Below are 20,878 nucleotides of genomic sequence, written 5' to 3' on the forward strand. Positions count from 1 at the left end.
AGCTGTTTGCGGGGCGTTTCTTTTTATACAGACTTTTATTTTGCCCTATATTTATTTAACTTCCCAGATATCATTGGTTTCGAGCAGCTCCATGAAGTTGTGATACTTCTTCTTGGCGCTGACCTCTTCAATCTGCTCTCTGAGCGCGGTTTCGTAGGTAGGAGCCTCAACGTCGCGGATGACGCCGAGCGCAACGGGGAATCCGTGCTCGTTGTCCATCATTGCGAGCTTCAGCTGCAGAGTGTTGTCAAGGCAGTGAGCGTCGTGCACGAGAATGTCTTTCTCGGTGATGCCGTTCTCGCCCAGCTTAACCACCTTGAGGCCGAAGCCTTCCTGCATGAGTCCGTACTCGTTGTTCTCGCCGAAAATCAGCGGCTCGCCGTGACGCACGTAGATGGCGTTCTTGGCGCGTCCTTCCTTCTTGTAGATAGAGTCGTAGCAGCCGTTGTTAAAGATTACGCAGTTCTGCAGAATCTCGCACACCGACGCGCCCTTGTGCTTATATGCAGCCTTGAGGATGTCTACGGTGCCCTGGGCGTCGGTGGCAACGGCACGTGCAAAGAAGTGTCCGCGCGCTCCGAAGCACAGCTCTGCCGGCAGGAACGGGTCCTCAACGGTGCCGTAAGGCGACGACTTGCTGACAAATCCGCGCGGAGACGTAGGCGAATACTGTCCTTTGGTGAGTCCGTAAATACGGTTGTTGAGCAGAATCATGTTTATGTCGATGTTGCGGCGCATGGCGTGGATGAAATGGTTACCGCCGATGGCGAGTCCGTCGCCGTCGCCGCTAATCTGCCATACAGCCAGGTCAGGGTTGGCCACCTTGGCTCCCGTGGCGATAGACGCTGCACGTCCGTGAACGGTCTGCATGGCATAGGTGTTTACATAATAAGGCAGACGGCTTGAGCATCCGATACCTGAAATGACGGCTGTCTGATAAGGCGGAACGCCGAGTTCTGCCATAGCCTTGTGCAGCGATGCGAGGAAGAAATGGTCGCCGCAACCGGGACACCACCGCGGCTGTCCCTTTTTATAATCTTGCGCAGTATACATTTTCAATTAAGAATTAAAATTTAAGAATTAAGAAAATTACTTCTTCTGAATTAAGAGTCAAGAGCTAAGAATATTGAAAGCTGCCTTTATCAGTTTTCATTGCGAATCATACTTCAATGTATTTTCTTTAGTATTTTTCACAATTGAAGCAAGTATTGATGTTATCTCATTTGCTTCTCTACAAACTGAATCGTAAGCCGCTGTGGCGATATAGCCGCTGTCATGCAACAGATTTATCCAATACAACGATTCGTTTGCCTCTTTCAAGGCTACCGACACCTTGTTTACAAAGTCGGCCCTGCTCTGAGCGAATTTTGCCTCACAGAGCAATGCTCCAACCGAAGTACCACATCTAAGCAACTGTTTGGACATCACCCTTTCATTCTTTTCCGAATTAAGGAACTTGTACGCATTGACTATACGCAAGGCAAAGGCGTAACAACGTTTATAGATGTCCTTATCGCCAAACAGCATACTTTCTTAATTCTTACTTCCTAATTCTTAATTATTTTAGTGAACGCCTTTACGAGTTCGCCTACCACGAAGGGCTGGCCCTTAACCTGGTTAAACTGGTAAGGCATAAAGTTGTCTATTCGCATGCGCAGATAACCGGCAAACTGACCGAGGTTCTGCTCTGCTACCACCACCTTCTTATATTTGCCCAATACTTCGGCTGTGTTCTTAGGCAGCGGGTTGATATAGTTGAAGTGAGCAAGAGCCACCTTGTAGCCCTCATGTCTCATCTCCTCCATTGCAGAATACAGATGACCGAATGTTCCGCCGAAACCTACTATCAGCAGGTCGGCATCGTCGGCGTCGCCCTGCACCTCGAGGTCGGGAACAGGAATCTTGAACACCTTAGCTGCGCGCAGGCGGCACATCTTGTCGTGGTTCTCAGGATCGGTTGAAATGGCACCCGTGTTGCCGTCTTTCTCCAGTCCGCCCAATATGTGCTCGTAGCCTTCCTGGCCCGGTATTGCCCAGTAGCGCACGCCCGTTTCGGGGTCTCTCTTATACGGAGTGTAAACGCCCTTCTGCTCAGGTGTGGCATAGTGAGGATGTATCTCGGGCAGCTCGTTGATGTCGGGCAGCTTCCATGCGGCAGAGCCGTTGGCAACAAAGGCGTCGGTGAGCAGCACAACAGGAGTAAGATGCTCGAGGGCAATCTTGGCTGCGGCATACACAGAATCGAAACAGTTAGTAGGACTTGTTGCTGCGATTACCGGCATAGGCGACTCGCCGTTGCGTCCGAACAGAGCCTGCAGCAGGTCGGTCTGCTCGCTCTTTGTAGGCAGACCCGTTGACGGACCTCCGCGCTGAACGTCGATGACAACGAGAGGCAGCTCGTCGATTACGGCAAGGTTCATAGCCTCAGACTTCAGACAGATGCCGGGGCCTGACGTAGATGTTGCAGCCAGTGCGCCTGCGAACGATGCGCCTATGGCACTTGCGCATCCTGATATTTCGTCCTCGCACTGCACCGTCATAACTCCGCACGACTTGTGCTTTGCCAGTTCGTGCAGGATGTCAGTGGCAGGAGTGATGGGGTAAGAGCCGAGATAGAGCTTAAGGCCGGCCTTCTCGGCAGCGGCAATAAGTCCGTAGGCAGTAGCCTTGTTTCCCGTTATGTCCATGTAGCGTCCCTTAACCTTGTTCTTAGAGTCGATGCGGTAAGTGGCGGGCACGCTGGCATGAGTGTTGTGACCGTAGTCGTAGCCGGCATGCACAACCTTGATGTTGCACTCTGCCACGGCAGGCTTCTTGGCAAATTTCTCGCGCAGGAACGACGTAACGAACTCAAGGTTGCGGTTGAACAGCCAGCACACGATGCCGAGCGCAAACATGTTGCGGCACTTCAGCACTGTCTTGTTGTCGAGTCCGCTGTCCTCAAGGCAGTCTTTCACCATCTGCGTTATCGGGCAAGCCACCACGCGGTCGGGATCGATGCCCATCTCTCCCAGATAGTCGTCAGTTTTAAACTCGGCCTTCTTCAGGTCGGCCGGACCGAAGCTGTCGGTGTCGATGATTATCGTAGCCTGCGGCTTGGCAAACCTGTACTGAGTTTTCAGAGCGGCTGCGTTCATTGCCACCAGCACGTCGCACTTGTCGCCGGGCGTATAGGCACGTCCGCTGGCTATGTGAACCTGAAAGCCCGAAACGCCCGTAAGCGAGCCTTGCGGGGCGCGGATGTCTGCCGGATAATCCGGAAACGTCGAGATTCCATTACCTATCGTAGCCGAAACCGTCGAGAAGATGTTTCCCGCCAGCTGCATGCCGTCGCCGGAGTCACCCGAAAAACGCACTACGACATCATCTAACTGTTTTACTTCCAATTCTTCTGCCATAAAAAGTCTTTTTAAACTTTATAACTTATTAGTATGTTTTTCTACTGTCTGTTGCCGCGCCTGGCTGACCCAAACGCGAGAACAATGCTATGTATTTAAGATTAAATGCAAAGGTCGTAAAGATTATCGAAACCGCAAAATCTTTTTGCATAAATATTTAGCATCTGACAGCATTTTGTCGAAAATTATTCACTTCTGCGACAAAAATTAAGTGTTTCAATAACAATAATAACACAATAAAAGTGGTGAAAAAATAATTTGTCAGAGCTATTTTTTGCTAAAAAAACATCTTCCCGCTACATCAAGAAAACGCTGAAAGGCCCTGAAACACGCATATTTACGAGCCAAAGCATATCTGCACGACAACCTTCTGGCATCACATACAGCAGCTTTTCTGCCACGGCAAGGGCGAAAAGATGATAAACGATGCCTCAAACCACAAAAATTTCAAACTGAAAGCAGGCTGTCAGCGCTGCCTATTATAATATAATAAGGTGTAGCTCTGCTGCATGCCATCGACGACAGATTCATCTGCACATCAATCCTGAGGCTATCTACCGGCATGAATTACCATAAGTATCTGTTTTTCTGCATATAAACATCTGCGCGCCAACAAAAAGCAAAATTACAACAAATAAGATAAAACTTTGCTTTTAATCTGAAACGCCGTTACACACAAAGCCATAAAAACCGGCCGCATAAGTCAGACAAAAAACGCTGTATATGCCATTTTATCATCAACAAGTTACAATCTGTAACCTTGACAAGCCCATAACAGGGGTTATCATACATTTTCTGGCTGTTATGATATAACAAATGCCGGCATGAGCCTTGATGCTTCATGCCGGCATTTGCAGTTGCCACGGCTGTATTTTTATTGTTCCTCAGCCAGTGTGAAATCGAGCTGGCGCTTCTCAACGTTGGCGCGTGCCACCTTGATTTTTATCGGGTCGCCCAGCTGATATTTGTTGTGATGACGGCGGCCAACGAGACAATAGTTGCGCTCATCGAAGTCGTAGTAGTCGTCGTCCAAGTCGTGCATGGGCACCATGCCTTCGCAGTGGTTCTCGTCTATCTCGCAGTAAATGCCGTAAGACGTTATGCCGCTGATGTGGGCAGGATATTCGTTGCCTATCTTGTCGGCCATAAACTCAACCATCTTATATTTTATAGAGTCGCGCTCGGCGTTCTGTGCTATCTGCTCCATGTCGCTCGAGTGTTCGCACAACTCCTCATAATACTCTTTGTTTGCGCTGCGTCCGCCGTTCTGATAGCGCGTAAGCAGGCGGTGAACCATCGTGTCGGGATAGCGGCGGATAGGACTTGTGAAGTGGGTGTAATATTCGAAAGCCAGTCCGTAGTGGCCGATGTTGTGCACGCTGTATTTAGCCTTCATCATTGCCCTCAGCGCAACGCTCTCTATCACGTTCTGCTCGCGGCGGCCGTTGCAGTCGTCCATCAGTTTGTTCAGACTGCGCGATATCTCACCCTTGGTGCCTTCTGTCTTCAGCTTGTAGCCGAACTTCACGATAAACTCGCGCAGACGCTCCAGCTTTGTCGGGTCGGGCACGTCGTGTATACGATAAGGCAGCGTCTTTGCCTTCTGCCCCTTCTTCACCTTGCCCACGCCCTCGGCCACGCTGCGGTTGGCCAGCAGCATAAACTCCTCGATGAGCTTGTTAGCGTCTTTAGACTTCTTGAAATAGCAGCGTGTGGGCTTGCCCTTCTCGTCAACGTCGAAATGAAGTTCCTCGCGGTCGAACTTCACCGCGCCGTTCTTGAATCTTGCCTTGCGCAGTTTCTTTGCCAGCATGTCGAGCGTTATCAGCTCTGTGGCAAACTCGCCCTTGTATCCGTCCTTGCCTGCAGGCGGTGCGGGCTCACCCGTGCCTTCCACCACTCCGTTGTCTTCCAAGATCTGCTGCACCTCCTCATAGGCAAAGCGGCGGTTACTCTTTATCACGGTGTGAACCAGTCGCCAGCTCTTCACGTTGGCATCAGCGTCAAGGTTGAACACAGCGCTGTAAGCCAGTTTTTCCTCGTCGGGGCGCAGAGAGCATATAAAGTTGCAAAGGCGCTCGGGCAACATAGGTATGGTGCGGTCAACGAGATACACGCTCGTGGCACGCTTCTGTGCCTCCTTGTCTATTATGGAGCCTTCAGTAACATAGTGAGACACGTCGGCAATGTGCACGCCAACCTCCCAGAGGTCTTTGCCCAGCGGCTTTATTGACAAGGCGTCGTCGAAGTCCTTGGCGTCCTTCGGGTCAATGGTGAACGTGGTTACGTCGCGGAAGTCCTCGCGCTCCTTATAGTCTTCCTCGGTTATCTCGGCACTTATCTTCTCGGCAGCCTCCTCAACCTTCTTGGGATATCTGTACGGCAGACCATACTGTGCCAGTATGGCGTTCATCTCAACGTCGTTGTCGCCGGTCTCGCCCAGAATGTCAACCACCTCGCCTATAATGTTCTTGTTGTCTGTATCGGGCCACTTTGTAACCTTCACCAGCGCCTTGTCGTTGCTCTTTCCGCCCTTCAGCTTGTTCTTCGGTATGATGACGTCGTGAACAAATATGTCGCTGTTCGAAACGAGGAAGGCAAAGTCTTTCTCAACTCTCAGCTTGCCCACGAACGTGTCGCGCGCACGCTCAAGTATCTCTATAACCTTAGCCTCCTTGATGTGGTTCTCCCTGCGCGCCATGAACGTAACCTTGACGCGGTCGCCGGTAAGCGCAAAGAGCGAGTTGCGCTCGGCCACGAACACGGGCTTGCCGCCGTCGTCGGGCACAAAACTGTTCTTGCCGTTGGCCTTGCGTATGAAGCGGCCTTCCTGCACCTGTCCCTTGGTGTTCAGCTTGTATGAGTTGTCGCTCACCTTGCTCAGGAAGTCGTCCCATGCCATCTCTTCCATCACGTCCACTGCCAGCATCTTTGCCGGATGAGTCTTCAGGTTGAGCGTCTTGAATATGTTCTTGAAACTTAGCGTCTTGTCTGAGTTCTGCAGAAAGAGGTTTTGCAGCATCTCCGATATTTTGTTCTTGGTCAGCCTCTTTGTCGATTTTTTTCCTTTTGCCATAATCTTGTGTTTTTTTAATTCCCGGCCTGCCGTCAGCCTCGGTTCTGTGCGCGACCCGTGCATCAGCCCTGCCTGAGGGCTCTGTGCTGTTCTGCGCCGTGCAGGCGTGGCATAGCCTTTCTGTGCGAAGTTACGAAAATAATTTCTTACTTCAGCATTAATTTCACCTTAAATAATTAATTTTATGTTACATATCGGTTAAAACTGCCAGCCGCAGCTACCTTAAGGACACAAACAAGGCATATTGGGGCATCATTTTTTGCGTGTTGTCAAAAAATAAGCGTATCTTTGTAAAGACGTTGGCGATGCGTTGCCGACACAAGAAACGTTCGTATAATCATAAATTTGCGGATATTATCTGTCTTGCCGTGTCTTTCGGTCCGGCTTTTTTACTAACTAAAGATTTTCATGCCATGATGCCATTCCGTATAAATCTTCATAAGCTGTCTGTCGCCGTGCTGATATGCCTGGCAACAGTCTGCGTACTGCATGCCCGAAACACCGACGCAACCGATGCCCATGACGAGGCTATGCTGATAATGAAGGCGTCCGACGCCGTAAGCTCGCTCGACAGGAGCCAAGCCTCAACAGAGCGCATAAGGGCGGCTGCAAGGCTCGTTCCTGTGCTGAATGACTATGCAGACATGCTGGCGTCCAACCGTCTTGACCCAAAAGGCAGCATGAAGATGGCAGCGCTGAAGGCCTGTGCCGACGCTGCCGAGCAATATTCAGAAGAATGCCCCGAGGCGCTGGCGCGCACGCTCTACAACCTTGCCAACCTGCAGGGCTCATACTACGACAGTGCCTGCATCCCCACGATAGAGCGGGCGATAAGTCTCGTAGACGGCATAGCCACGGCCGAAGAGTCGCAGTTGCTTTACAAGATAGCGCGCCAGCACCTGCTCTACAGCTATGTTGAAGGCGAAAGCCCTATGCGCATAAGGGAGATATTCGGACTGGAGAAAGACTTTCTGAGATTCTACAAGAGTCATCCTGAAACGGTCAGCAAGGCGGAGATGATGCACATGCTGGCCATAATGAAGGAGCGCACCGAGTTTGACAACGACTTCAAGCAGGCAACCGACAGCGTGCTGTTTGCCGACAAGGATATCGACACCACACATTACGACATCATCCCATTTACCGGGATTATAACCAACTCGCCTTATTATTACAGAGAGAGCCTCGCCATATTGAGGCGGCTGCTGGGCAACGACAGTCCCGACACGATGGTGCCGTGGATAAACTGCCTGATGGCAGGGGCCATGCCGGGCGACGGGGCTGCGCTCGTGGCAGCTGCCGACAGCGTGGTGGCCATAACCGAAAACAAGATGCCGCAGGGGCATCCGATGATAACAGACATGAAGGCCATACGCGACTATATAGCGGCGTCCAACGGATATCCGCTGCGATTCGACTGGAAATATGCCGGCGAGCTTGAACCTTACGCCGGATACTATGGCGCAGGCTCAAGGGCGTATCTGTCGCTGCCCGTAATCTACGGGCTCAACCTGGGCATGGCAGCAGGCGCATCGTCAGTGGCCGACGTGATGAAGATGGAGCAGATATATGACGCCACGGCGCGCACCACCTACGCCGACGACCCGGGACAATATATTATGGACAAGATGTGCTTCATGCAGGCATACGAGAAGAGCGACGTGACGACGTTGGCATCGAGGCTGCATGAACTTACGGCCATGGCTCTCGACCGCAGATTAAAGCCCTCGTGGCGGCTGTTTGCGGCGGCACGCCGACTGGCGCAGGCATGCAACAGGAACGGACGGACGCAGGACGCACTGGCCATAACACGCCGACTGGCCGGCGACCTCGACGTGCTTACCGGCGGAAAGGCGCTGCCCATAACGGCTGACATACAGCTCGAGACGGCGGGATATGCGCAGTATTACTCTCAGTCGGCCGACACGATAAGGCGCGAATACGACAAAACGCTGAAACTCTATGCAGAGGTAGGCATTCCGCCCACGATGCCGCTGCTCAACTACGGACTATATCTCAACAGCATAGGCGACTATGACGGAGCCATACGGCAGTTTGACGCCCTGCTGAAGCTCGACGCGCTGCGCAACCTGCCTTACGACCGGGCATACACGCGCCTGCTGCTCGGCCAAGCCATGCTCAACGCCCATATTACCGACACGGCACGGCTTGCCGACGTTTTCGGCGAGGCTGAAAAGTTGTATATGGCTGACACCGTCGACCTGAACAGCGAAACGGTAAGAGGCTACATGCTTCTGGCTCACTACTATAACTATCTCAACCGTCACGACCTGACAGAGAAGGCGCTGCGAAAGGGCTGGGAACTGGCCTCGCAGCTGTGCGAACCTCTTGACGCAACGCTGTTCGACTTCAACAACGAGCTGTTCAGCCTCTATTTCTTTCAGGGCAACGACCACGAGGCCGAACTGTTCAACGAACAGAACATAGCTGCCATCGAGGCTGCCGGACTGCAGGAGTCGGCCCTCTATCTTGAAGCCCTGTGGAACAGGTTTATCATTATCAACTGGCGCACGCCCAACGACCTGCTGCAGTATCTGCCTGCCGTGATGGAGCAAATACCCATAATAGCGTCTGTGTATGAACGCACCGGACAGTCGCCCGACATACTTTACAACTACGCACTGCGCATACTTACCGTGGCGCTCGATGCCATGGCCGAAGGCAAGACTCTCATGGACAGCAGCGCGGAAGAATATGGCAAGACTGCAGAAAAGGCTGCCGAATACCGCAAGGGCAAGGAGTTTTTCTACAGGATGATGAGCATGTTCAAAGAACAGGCCTTGCCGCTGATGCACAAAATAGAGAAAGACTTTCCCGAATATGTCAAGCCTTACGACTATCGCGCCACTCCCACATGGCTGAGCATAGTCAGCAGTCTTATGAAGTGGTATGGCAAGGTAGAAGCCGACAAGCAGCTTGAGCTGCACTACCTTAACCTCATGGCAGAGGCATACACCGCAAGCGGCACACCCTGGCAGGCAGACAATGCCATGGCCGAATATTACATAAGGGAGAGCAACTGGCAGAAGGCATACGAACATACGCAGCGGTGCTGTCAGCACATCGACAGGTTCAGCACGTTCGAGAAACTTCAGATTGGCGACAGGATGGCATTCCTTGCCAACACGCTGCACCACGACGACGAGGCCGTTGAGACTGCCGTGGCACAGGCAGGGCGCATACGCTCGTATGTGCTTGCCAACTTCGACTTCATGTCGTCTAACGAGCGCGCCGAGTTTCTTAACTCATACGGCAACACGGGCATACGCCTCAACGACATGCTGTCGCGCCGCCCCGCAGAGCTTGCTGCCGACGTATACGACGCAGCACTGTTTGACAAGGGCCTGCTGCTGCACTCGTGGGAGAGGCTGCGCCGCTCCATCCTGCGCTCGGGCGACAAGGCACTCGTGGCAAGGCTCGACACGCTCGACATGCTGAACAAGCAGAAGAGGGCCATGAGCATGGACATGACCGACTCGGCATCATCGTGGGCACACGCCAAGATGCAGCGCAGCATAGACAGGCTGGAGAAGTGGCTGTCAAGGCAGACCGTGAAGTTTCGTGCCGACACCATGCGCGTGGTGTCGTGGCAGGATGTCAGAAGCAGTCTGAAAGATAAGGAGGCGGCAGTGGAGTTTGTGCTGGGCGACAGCTCGCTCATGGCGCTCGTGGTGCGCCCAGGCTGTGAGCGGCCGCGGTATGTAAGGCTGTGCAACGCCGCCGAATGCTACGAGACGCTGAGCAGGGTTGACAACTTCCCTGCCGAGACGCGGGCCCGACGGCTCTACACCTACGGGCGCTCAAAACTCTACGACATGATATGGGCACCGCTCGCCGGCGAGCTTGAGGGCATAAAGACGGTGTATTATTCGCCCACGGCATTCCTTAACCGCGTTGCATTCGCCGCACTGCCTGTGTCGGCAGACAGCTGTCTGGCTGACTGCTACGACCTTCATCAGTTGTCAACCACGGCCCTGCTCGCCGCACGCGGCAGAACAGGCAAGATAAGCTCGGCAGCGCTCTTCGGCGGAATAAACTACGGCAACATGCCCGAAAGCATGACACAAAATGCCGACGGCTCACGCGCAGCCTTGTCGGTGGCCTTTGCCGACCTGACCGAAACACGGGCAGAGACCGACACCATTGCCGAAAACATGACTGCCGGAGGCATAGCCATAGACAAATATATGGGCGACAACGCCACCGAGGCCAACTTCTACGCGCTCGACGGCAACAGCCCGGGCATAATACACCTGGCCACGCACGGCTTCTACATCAGCGAGAAAAACGTTGAAAGCAACGCCTTCCTGAAGAATCACCCCGGCGGACGCTATCACTCGATGCAGCGCAGCGGACTGGCCTTTGCCGGAGCCAACGCCACATGGATGGGCGAAAAGAAGCCCGACGGCAACGACGGCATCATGACGGCCAACGAGCTGTCTATGCTCGACCTTAGCCGCACTGACCTCGTGGTGCTCTCGGCATGCGAGACGGCACTCGGCGACTACAGCCTTGAGGGCGTCTACGGACTGCAGCGCGGATTTAAGGAGGCAGGCGTAAGGTCGATGATTCTGTCGCTATGGAACGTCAACGACCGCGCCACGTCGCTCTTCATGCAAGACTTCTATCGCCTGTGGCTCGGCGGCCGCTCCAAGCACGAGGCTTTCAGCCAGGCCGTGGCCAACCTGCGCGCCACCCACCCCAGCCCGTTCTTCTGGGCTGCCTTCGTACTGCTCGACGCAGAATAGGCAGCGTTGCAAAGAGGCAATTTATATATTGTCAGGCAATAATATTATTAGGTGAACAACGGCCGTAAACTTATACGGCCAAACACAACGAACCTGACAAACAGGCAGGGTTCATGCCGTGCCCGCAAGGATTAGGAGTTGAAAATAAATGCATTTCTTGTATACAAAGAAAATTTTTAGTAATTTTACAACATATATCGGTAATTACATAAAATGCCTTTATAAGCCACGCCCAAGAAGCCTGCCCTGTCCGGGGGCACTCTGCCGGTTTTAGTTGTAACAACAATACCATTATTCTGTTGTCTTACACAACAAGACAAAAAGAGAACAGACATAAAAAGCGAGGACATGCATTCAGGCATCTCCTCAGCCTTAACAGGAAACAGGCATAACACGGATATGTGGACAAAGTTAATCAGAACCTACAAATGACTATATAAAGACAGACAATGAATACGAAAAACATCAAGCCGCTTAAAAGCATTTTCATTTTTATCATGCTTATGGCAATAATGCCGTTTGCAGAAGCAGCGCCACAGGGCAGCAACAATTCATTAAGGAATTACAGCTCCTATTCAAAACTGTCAAGCTCCGTCCTCCTCAAAAAGGCCGAAAGATACCTCGTAAACGGGGTAAACACCGACAGTGCCATGCTCTGCCTGACTATTGTCACGCACAGATATAACAAGAACATGACCGACGAGGACAAGATAAAGGTTATAAGCGCCTACAACGGATTATGGTATATCCGCTTCTTTACGTATTTCGACTATGCCAAATCTTATGATGCGCTGATCACCGCACAGCACATAGCCAATGAGATTAATCACAGCGAGACCCAGATACAGCTAAACTTAGGCTGCTTCTATCAGACCCTGGCGGAAGAAGGCAAAGACGAAAAGCTGATGAGGAAGGCTCTTGACGCTTACCGCATTGCCTTCAGAGAAGGTCTGCGCCAGAAAGACTCCAATGGAATAATCAACAGCTTCGGCAATATGGTCACCGTATGTGCGGCGCTTCACTGCATGGACAGCCTTGCCGGAGAATGGAAACAGTTTGCGGCAACCGAATCTCTACATCCTGCAAATCTTTTTAAATACACATCTCTCCTTTATAAAGGCGTCATTGCAAAGGAACACAACGACTACGACAGGGCCTTGCAATACTTCAAGGAGCAATATCCACATACAAGCGAAGAAAGAGACTATATCCGCAACCGCATACTAATGTTTGTAAACATTGGCGGAACGCTTGCCTGTCAGAAAAAATACGAAGAGGCTGCCGAATACACCATGAAGGCACTTGACCTGAGCTACAAATTTGACCTTAAAGACAGCAAGCTGCAATGCTACGAACTGCTTGCAGGATACTACAGCAAGGCAGGACAAGCCGAAAGGTCAAATACTTACCATAACAAGTTCTATCAGCTGAAGGACACGCTGCTCAACTATCAGCAGCTGGCAAGCGTAAAGGACATACAGTTTCTAAGCCAGATCAACAAGCTCGACGAGCAGATTACGAGGGCCGACATGATGAATACCATAAAGAACTACATAATAGGTCTATGCGCCGTTGTCGTGGTGATAATACTGGTGCTTCTGGTAGAGCTTTACCGGCGCAACAAGGCCCTGCGGATAAACAACGAGATGCTGTTCAACAAAAACCAGGAGATACTTGAACAGGAACAGCGCGAAAGGCAGGAACGGCTCGACAGGGCCGGAATAGGAGCCGATGCGCCTTCGAGAAAGTATCAGGGCAATCCCATCAATGAGTCGAAGAGCTATGCGCTCATGTCGGAAATAAGAACCGTGCTTGACACAAGCTCTGAAGTGTTTTCTTATGAATTTAACCTGAACAGGCTTGCACAGATGGTGAACGAGCAGCCCAAAAACGTGTCGCAGGTGATAAATCAGCTTACGGGCAACAACTTCAACACGTTTATAAACGAATATAGAATAAAGGAAGCCTGCAAGCGCATAAGCGACAGAGACAACTACGGAAACATGACCTTGGAAGCTATAGCCAACAGCGTGGGCTTTAAGTCGGTTAACAGCTTCAGAACTGCCTTCAAGAAGGTTACGGGCCTGTTCCCGTCAAAATATCAGCAGCTGGCCGACAAGAAGAACAGGGCAGCCGAGCAGGCATAGGCCTGCGGACATAAAGCAGGCTTACAGACTGAGATGTTTTATTGAAAGTCAGCTACAGGATTTCTTACGCAGCTGACTGTATTATGCAGAAAAACGAACAGACAAAAACTGCAGACGAAGCAGACGATCAGCTTGCAATACAATAACGTTATTCTGCCGTTTTTCACCTAAAAACGGGAAAATAACGCATAATTTAAGCGCAAAATCGTGATTTTGCGCTTTTTCAGCACTTTTTTCTTCATTCTTAAATCTTATTCCAAATTAAATTTGCGCAGACGATTGGCCATTGTCTCTGGAATTTTATTTCCATCTGAATTAATTAAAAAAAACGCAAGTGTATGAAACATTTTAAGAAAATCAAATTGCTTTTCGTGGCGATAGCCCTGTTCTCGTACAGCCATATCTGCCATGCAGGCGACACGGGGGACGAGTCTGTCGTACTGTGGTACACAAACGGTGAAAAAACTTGTTATCTGCTGTCAAGCAAACCGGTTATCACTTACAATGAAGAAAACCTGATACTTACCGCCACCGACGTGAACATAGAAGTGGCACGGGCTGACATAGACAGGATAACCATAGACAAGCAGGCTACAGACATAAAGCAGACCCTGTCTGAAGAGCAGCAAGGCCGCATAACCGTCAATGCTGACGGAGCGCAGCTATCAGGTTTCGGGAAAGGGATGAAAGTGTACCTCTATCAGGTAAACGGAGTTCTTATCAGCCAATACACAATCCCGGAGTCAGGCTCGCTTGACATTTCGCTAAACGGAATGGAGAGGGGCATTTATATCATAAAAGCAGGACGTTCAACAATTAAAATAGCAAGAAAATGAAAAAATCTATCATACTATTAATCGGAATAATCGTTAGTATTACCGCTTCAGCACAAAACGTGATGCGCGTGGAACTTAATGACGGCACAGTAGCAAAATATCCAACAGCCGACGTAAAGCAGATAACATTTGAGGAAGATATGCCTGTCGGCACTCCTGTTGACCTCGGACTGCCGAGCGGCACCCTATGGGCCGACTTCAACGTGGGCGCCAGCAAGCCTTCGGAGCCGGGCAACTATTACGGATGGGGAGAGACAGAGACTCACACCCTGTATTCATGGGAGAACTACACTCTGTACGATTACGACAACGAGGTCTGGATTAAATGGGAAGGCGACTCCTTAGACTTCGGCAATACGGACATTGACGTTGCTCACGTAAAATGGGGCGGACAGTGGCGCACACCTTCATGCGCACAGTATAAGGAGCTTGCCGAATACTGCACATGGACACTGACCGAAGAAGACGGCATGAGGGGATATAAAGTGACAGGAAAGAACGGCAACAGCATATTCATACCGTTCAACGGCGTCATAACAGACCACATTCAGTCGGTAGGCGTAATAGGCAACTATTGGTCTTCATCAAGATACAAAGATCCCGAATATTTAGGCTATGCACTGTTCATCGCCCCGGGCGAGGACATGGAAGACTCTTTAGACCCCGACGCCTGTGCATACAGATACTATGGATACGGCATACGCCCGGTTATAGGCAACTATATGGAGACAAAGAAGTTTGAAGCCGTAGACATGGCCCTGCCAAGCGGAACCAAGTGGGCAAACATGAACATAGGAGCCACATCGCCCGAAAAGGCCGGCAACATCTATGCATGGGCTGAAGTTGAAGTGAAGGACACATACAGCAAGGAGAACTATTCTTTCTACGATGCTGCTACACAGACTTTTGAACCTGTTGGCGAACAGCGCGAGTCGATTTACTATAACGTTGCAGAAGAAATGAACGACACCGTCAACGTGTACGACATACAAGGCTCCGGCTATGACATGGCAGCGCATGAGCTGAGCGAAAACTGGACCACACCTACCCTTGAGCAGTATGGAGAGCTGATGCAATATTGCACATGGACATGGACCACACAGAACGGCGTAAACGGATATCTCGTTACGGCGTCTAACAACAACAGCATATTCCTGCCTGCTGCCGGAATCTACATCAACGAGGACATTTCCGGCAACGGCATCAGCTTCTATTACTGGACTGCAAACATGCCAAGCAGCACAAGCGACCAGGCCTACCAGTTTGTGGGATACCGCGACTATGCCACAAGCCTGATGCCAGGCAACCGCTTCAGCGGATGTCCCGTAAGAGCGGTCTGCAAGTGATTGCCCACTCATGAAGCCTGCCGGGCATGCCCATACCGACACATTACATAAAATACAGCATAATTGCCTATACGGCATAGCAGCGTGATACGCGGAAACGTGCCAACGCATAATATGGCTTTACTGCAAGGCCATAAATGCCGGCCGAGCCGGCAAGACCATGATTCTACGACAACCGCAGAATTATGACAGACCTGCATGGCAAGGCCGCATGCGATGAATATCACTTCTGCCATAATGGACTTATTTGGCATCTTATCCGGGTTTCATCAATATGACTTACCCCACAAACTGCATGTCTGGCAGGCATTGTCACCACAGAAAACTCTTTACAAAATTTATGTATAGAGTTTTCTGTGAAATAGAAATCCGACGTATAACGTATGTTAAACAGAAGGGCTGCATGAGGTCATCTGTTTAACATACGTTTGCTTTTACGCTGCTTTTTCATGCCCGAAATGCCTGTTTCGGAGGTTAAAACCGCAGGTTTTGCACTGCAAACAGTGCCACTTTTCATTGCTAAACCTATCGTTTAAGCATGCTAAGTGGCCGAGTAATGTTTTTTAACACACATGTATTCACTCTTCAGCCGGCATAAATGCCTATATATCAGCACGTTGACAGAAAGGCCCGTTTCCTGCGTTTTTCGGGCAAAAAGCAAGGCCGGCGCAGAAAAGCGGCATTCTGAGAGGGTCAAAATAAAAAAGTTTTCTGTTGCAGGCAGTCTGCCGCTACTGCCGGAGCAGCATTGCATGATGACAGCAAAAACTGCAATAATGCTAAAAAAAATAATAAATATACAGCATAGCTTGCCGTATGATTTATTTTTCCTATATTTGCATAATATAGGATGCGGCTCAGCAATACAAAATCAAGAACGAAGTTTTTGTTTTTTGCAATGCATTCGCCTTTCGCTATATTTGCATAATATAGGATGCGGCTCGGCAATACAAAATCAGGAACGAAGTTTTTGTTTTTGCAATGCATTCGCCTTTCACTATATCCGAGAAATGAAAAACAGAACTATTAAAAATAAAAAAAGTAGGAATTATGTTGAATAAGAAGGTTGAAGAGGCGCTCAATGCGCAGATTAATGCCGAGATGTGGTCGGCATATTTGTATTTGTCTATGGCTGCCTATTGCCACGCAGAAGGCCAGCCGGGTATGGCAAAATGGTTTGAGGTGCAGTTTCAGGAAGAACAAGACCACGCCAAGATTCTGTTTAACTACATCAACTCTCGCAACGGACGCGTGGAGCTGAAGGCCATCGACGAGGTTCCGACAAAATGGGACTCTATTCTCGATGTGTTCAAGAGCACGCTGAAGCACGAGCAGAAGGTTACGGGCATGATCAACGACCTGTATGCGCTGACACACGAGCAGAACGACTTTGCTACGCAGAGCATGCTGAAGTGGTTTATCGACGAGCAGGTTGAGGAGGAAGAAACAGCCCAGACCATTATAGACAACATAAAGATGATTAAAGATAACGGATACGGCATATACATGCTCGACAAGGAGCTCGGAGCAAGAACTTACACACAGGCCGCACCGTTGAATGGTTCTCTCTAATTAAATTTAGAGCAGGTATCTTAATAAAAACAATCAGGGGAAGCCGGAGAATAAACTTGTTCTCCGGCTTTTTCTTGCCGGTTTGCCAAGACTTGCATCGCCATATAACCACCACTCGCAGACACTGAGCTGACACACAGCCACAGCAAAGCCAGCTTGCAAGGACAAGACAAGCCATATTTACCCTCAAGGCTAACCTAAGCTCCCCCACGGGGGGAGTTGAGGGGGCTTCTCCTCAACCTGTATCTCATCGTCCTTACGGCGCCCGCCGTCTTGTTCATGGCACGTTGGATGTCGCTGTCAGTGAGGCCGGCGAGGGGTAGCATAAGGAAAAACGTGTTGTATGGCGTCAGCCGTCTGTGGCTCTTCTCTATGGCGGCTATGTCGTCGGGCATCAGCGTGCGGCCGTATTCAACGGCTGCCTCAAAGTCGGCTTTCTTCCATTCGGCCGTGTTTCCTCCGCCGATAATCTCCTCATATCGTCTTTGTCCCAGTCCTATTATTGCCGCTCTCTGCTCCCTGAGCGTGTCGAGCTTGCGGCTCAGGCTGCCAATCTTTCTCTCGTTCTCGTCTTTCGACAGGCTCAGCTCGTCTATCTCCTTTCTGTATCTGTCGGTTAGCCGCTCAATCTCGCCGAGCCGTTTTTTGCTTCGGTTTATCTTTCTTCGGTGAACCACCAGCAGCAGCGCGAGTGCCGCCACTGCCACAGTTGCCGCCGCAGCCGCCGTCTTCAGCTTCATGTCGGCCTGCCGCGCGGCCTCCGCCTTGTCTATTTCGTTTTGCAGGCTCAGCATCTTTTCCGTGTTTTTGCTTTGCTCAATGCTGTCTTTCATCGCCTTCGACTTTGTCATCAGTTCTGCAGCCTCGCGATATTCTCCCTGTTCTTTCTTAATGTCTGCCATCCACGACATCATTTCAGCTTTTACTTCTGGGCTGCCTTTGCTCATTGCTTTATCCCACAGAACAAAAGCCTCGCTCTCTTTTTCTTGTGCGAGATATATGTTGCCAAGAATATAATAGGCGTATGACGTGGGCTTTATTGACAAAGACATTTTAGCGTATTTCTCTGCTTCGTCAAATTGTTTCTGGTTATAAAAGTCTGCGCTGATGTCTGTTATGTAACTTACGTATGTCTTATTTTGTATATATTTAATGTGTGGAATAATTTTTTTGCTGTAATACAGCGAGCTGTCAAACTGCATTAAATTTGTGAAGGCATTGCTGATTTTATTTAAAGAAAGTGCGATCATTTCTTCGTCGTTACGTTTTTTTGCCAGATTAAGAGATCTTTTAGCATAAGTCAATGCCATGTTAAAATTTCTTGTATGGTAGTTTATTGTAGACAAATTCGCATAAATACTGTTCAGCAACACTGTTTCTTCGGCATTCTCTGCTATGTCTTCTGCTCTTTTAACGCATTCGATTACCTTCTTTATGTCGCCATTCCTTTTGTATATGGTCATGCCTTTATAATAAAGTGAACGGGCCAATTTTGATTTGTCTTGTGACTTTTCATAATATTTTATGCTGATGTCTATAGCCGAGTCAGAATTTACAGGCAATTGTAGTCTGAATAATGTGTTGGTGTAAAGAAGGTTATAGTATGCTCTGTCGCTCTCGCTCGTTATCATAGCCGTGTCTATCTTCAGCAGTTGCCTTAATGCAGAGTCGTTTTCTTCCTTTGCAAGCAATGTGTCTGCCTGCACCAAAGCCGTATGCACTTTGCTGTGTCTTTGGCATGCAGTGATTGCTACGATAAGAAATATTATAGTCAAAATGTTTTTCATGTTGTGGCCTTTCAGATGCTCAAAGTTATTGATTAATTCTGTTATGTGCAAGTTTTTATGCGTTTTTTGCTCGTCGACAATGCCGTAAAGCGTCACATTTTTGTGTTTCAATTTGTTGCATTTCTATATGTACAGCATTGATACTCAAATAGTTAAGACTAAATTTAAAATGTGACGCGCTCAGAAAAAATATTTTAATTTATTTGGACTATGGTATATGGTTTTTATAATTTTGTGAATATCAAAATATTGTTTAATTATAAAAAATACATTTTATGAAAAGATTTCTTATAACAATTATTGGTTTCTTCTTTTGTGCACTATTTACTATGGTTGATGCACAGATTAGAACAAATCGAGTTTCGATACAAAAGACTTTAACAAAAGGTAATGATGCAATATGTAAAGCTCCTTCTAAAGATTATATTGTTACTTCGTCATATAATATACAAGCTTCATTATTATATATTTTTTTTGAATATAGTATGACAGATGTCCAAGTTGTGATAACCAAAGATGGTGAAACTATTGCAGAAGAGTCTTTTAATATTTCTGAAGAAGAACAACTTGAATGCGACATGCTTGAATGTGAAAGTGGTGAATACACAATCAGCGTTCTGGCTAATGGGCAAATATTAATGACCAAAACATTTTACATCTAATAATATTCACTAACTTTAAAATTTAAATTTATGAAAAATCTATTTTGTTTTTTCCTGCTACTGTCAGGAGTGTTTCTTAGTTTAACATCATGTTCCAATGATGAGAGTGATGATTTTGTAAAAACAAATGAGGAAGTTGTAATAAAATCAACTTTAAACGAAGAGACTGTTTCTTCTGTACTTAATGAGATTAATGATTTGTATGAGTACGAGATTAAGACACGGTCTTTAGATGGGCAGTTAGTTGTAACAGAATTACAAGCAAAAGAAGTATTGACACCATTTATAGAGGAGGGTGAAAATATCAGACAACAAATAATTGAAGACATGAAAGTTAATCCAGATGCTTATCCTGCCGATACTGAATTTTTCCTTTCTGATATGGATGATGAAAACTTAGCTGAATTAGGTTTCTATGTATACGAATTCTACAATAATCCCAACACAGGACCTCAAAATACTCCAAAATGGTTTAAATGTTTAGGTGCAGCTTTTGTTGGTGTTGACGGATTAAATGCTTATCTGCAGGGTACAAAAACATTATTAACAGCTAAAGCGGCATTAACAATAGCTAAAGCTTTTGCAAAACGTTCATTAGGGATTGTTGGTACAGCATGGGCAATATATGATTACTATGATTGTATGAATTCTTAAACAGAATAAAAAAAATCTGATCAAAACAAATTGGTGTGTGTATGTAAAAATGTATAAAAGATAACATTTCATACACACATCATTGTCAAACAAAACTTTAAAAGAATATTATTTATGACACCATTGGTTTCATCATCGATAAGTTTAGTAGTCATCAAAGTAATAAAAAAACATCTATGTTAACGCTTTAATTTAGACGGGCTATAGTCTATTTTTGTTAATTGTTTAACCAGTGATAGACATATATTGGGCATCGCGATAAATTATTATGCTGCTACATATTTTTTCAAATTATACTAACGATTGCGGTTTTATGAAATTGTACTAGTTTTATCATAGTCATGGATAAATTATTATTAATTACAGTTTATTATTATGGAAAAAATACTATTTATTATTGGTATGACATTAGGATGGTGTTACTATATATGCGTATTTTGAAGGCTAACAATAATTCAAATTATTTGCAACGTTCGGTCTCGATATAAGATACTATGACTCAATGTCAAAGTCGTTCGGCAACTATTTTCGCGGCTACGTATCGCTGGGCTGCATCGTAGTTATGTAGCGGATTAGAATAATTATGCACGAAAATGGCGCAAATATTAGGAAACATGGAAATAATTTTGTA

Annotated in this window: 13 protein-coding genes; 7 read left to right on the forward strand and 6 right to left on the reverse strand. The window is 48.2% G+C overall.

The features are described from left to right. Nucleotides 1–51: 51 nt before the first annotated feature. The 4 genes from QVO66_RS01795 to rnr all read right to left on the reverse strand — a co-directional run bounded on the left by QVO66_RS01795 (nt 52) and on the right by rnr (nt 6,474). Nucleotides 52–1,059, reverse strand: coding sequence for a 2-oxoacid:ferredoxin oxidoreductase subunit beta (locus QVO66_RS01795; RefSeq protein ID WP_288172438.1), 1,008 nt, complete (start codon nt 1,057–1,059; stop codon nt 52–54). Nucleotides 1,060–1,149: 90 nt separating this feature from the next. Beyond that, nucleotides 1,150–1,527, reverse strand: coding sequence for a four helix bundle protein (locus QVO66_RS01800; RefSeq protein ID WP_021853669.1), 378 nt, complete (start codon nt 1,525–1,527; stop codon nt 1,150–1,152). 20 nt (nt 1,528–1,547) lie between these two features. Next, nucleotides 1,548–3,398 (reverse strand): 2-oxoacid:acceptor oxidoreductase subunit alpha, encoded by a 1,851-nt coding sequence (locus QVO66_RS01805; protein WP_021853670.1) that lies wholly within the window; start codon nt 3,396–3,398, stop codon nt 1,548–1,550. Between the two features lie 874 nt (nt 3,399–4,272). After that, nucleotides 4,273–6,474: a ribonuclease R gene (gene rnr / locus QVO66_RS01810; RefSeq protein ID WP_021853671.1), complete on the reverse strand. Its 2,202-nt coding sequence runs from the start codon at nt 6,472–6,474 to the stop codon at nt 4,273–4,275. A 413-nt stretch (nt 6,475–6,887) separates the two neighbouring features. On the opposite strand from rnr, the gene QVO66_RS01815 reads away from it, so the two are divergent. The 4 genes from QVO66_RS01815 (at nt 6,888) to QVO66_RS01830 (ending at nt 15,572) form a co-directional block, all read left to right on the forward strand. Next, on the forward strand, nt 6,888–11,243 hold the full coding sequence (locus tag QVO66_RS01815; RefSeq protein WP_021853672.1) for a CHAT domain-containing protein: 4,356 nt from the start codon (nt 6,888–6,890) through the stop codon (nt 11,241–11,243). 449 nt (nt 11,244–11,692) lie between these two features. Then, nucleotides 11,693–13,390, forward strand: coding sequence for a helix-turn-helix domain-containing protein (locus tag QVO66_RS01820; RefSeq protein WP_021853673.1), 1,698 nt, complete (start codon nt 11,693–11,695; stop codon nt 13,388–13,390). 338 nt (nt 13,391–13,728) lie between these two features. Next, nucleotides 13,729–14,226, forward strand: a complete 498-nt coding sequence (locus QVO66_RS01825; RefSeq protein ID WP_021853674.1) for a hypothetical protein — start codon at nt 13,729–13,731, stop codon at nt 14,224–14,226. Next, nucleotides 14,223–15,572 (forward strand): hypothetical protein, encoded by a 1,350-nt coding sequence (locus QVO66_RS01830; RefSeq protein ID WP_021853675.1) that lies wholly within the window; start codon nt 14,223–14,225, stop codon nt 15,570–15,572. Before QVO66_RS01825 ends, QVO66_RS01830 begins: the two co-directional genes overlap by 4 nt. A 693-nt stretch (nt 15,573–16,265) precedes the next feature. Here the strand turns inward: QVO66_RS01830 and QVO66_RS01835 are convergent. Continuing rightward, on the reverse strand, nt 16,266–16,559 hold the full coding sequence (locus tag QVO66_RS01835) for a hypothetical protein (protein WP_288172439.1): 294 nt from the start codon (nt 16,557–16,559) through the stop codon (nt 16,266–16,268). Between the two features lie 63 nt (nt 16,560–16,622). On the opposite strand from QVO66_RS01835, the gene QVO66_RS01840 reads away from it, so the two are divergent. After that, complete coding sequence (locus tag QVO66_RS01840; protein ID WP_021853677.1) at nt 16,623–17,144, forward strand: ferritin; 522 nt, start codon at nt 16,623–16,625, stop codon at nt 17,142–17,144. Nucleotides 17,145–17,341: 197 nt separating this feature from the next. Here QVO66_RS01840 and QVO66_RS01845 read toward each other — a convergent pair whose 3' ends face one another. Next, nucleotides 17,342–18,931, reverse strand: coding sequence for a tetratricopeptide repeat protein (locus QVO66_RS01845; RefSeq protein WP_288172440.1), 1,590 nt, complete (start codon nt 18,929–18,931; stop codon nt 17,342–17,344). 275 nt (nt 18,932–19,206) lie between these two features. Here QVO66_RS01845 and QVO66_RS01850 point away from each other — a divergent pair, with 275 nt between their 5' ends. After that, the gene (locus QVO66_RS01850) at nt 19,207–19,593 is read left to right on the forward strand and encodes a DUF3244 domain-containing protein (protein WP_021853679.1); all 387 of its coding nucleotides are present in this window, start codon (nt 19,207–19,209) and stop codon (nt 19,591–19,593) included. A 30-nt stretch (nt 19,594–19,623) separates the two neighbouring features. Next, nucleotides 19,624–20,247, forward strand: a complete 624-nt coding sequence (locus QVO66_RS01855) for a hypothetical protein (protein WP_021853680.1) — start codon at nt 19,624–19,626, stop codon at nt 20,245–20,247. Nucleotides 20,248–20,878: the final 631 nt, after the last annotated feature.

This window comes from Prevotella sp. CAG:255 (assembly GCF_000431195.1).
Taxonomy (GTDB): Bacteria; Bacteroidota; Bacteroidia; order Bacteroidales; family Bacteroidaceae; genus Prevotella; species Prevotella rara.